Origin of the sequence: Psychrobacter sp. CAL346-MNA-CIBAN-0220 (assembly GCF_040309805.1) — a bacterium.
Lineage (GTDB): Bacteria > Pseudomonadota > Gammaproteobacteria > Pseudomonadales > Moraxellaceae > Psychrobacter.
This window is the reverse complement of the sequence record NZ_JBEOPF010000730.1, coordinates 1-235: the sequence shown is the minus strand read 5'-3', so window position 1 is coordinate 235 and position 235 is coordinate 1. Positions and strand designations below refer to the sequence as shown.

Below are 235 nucleotides of genomic sequence, written 5' to 3'. Positions count from 1 at the left end.
CTGCTGATATTACTGTTCTTAAGCTTTGCTTATTCGCTAGGTTTAGTATTAGCCAATAATACTGAGGTCGGTGTCAATTTATTGTTCTCACAAGCACCGACGATGAATTTAGGACTGCTACTGATACTTTGTTTGATACTCGGTATTATCATTGGTATTTTGTTAGCGTTGCTTATCTTCCGTGTGCTGCAAAATAAGTGGGAAATCTCACGCTTGCAAAAGGCCAATATACATC

At 38.3% G+C, this 235-nt stretch carries 1 protein-coding gene; it reads left to right on the top strand.

Annotated features, from left to right (window positions below):
• Positions 1-235 (top strand): lipopolysaccharide assembly protein LapA domain-containing protein (locus tag AAEY88_RS15490; protein WP_350563814.1); only part of this gene is annotated, 235 nt, incomplete at both ends.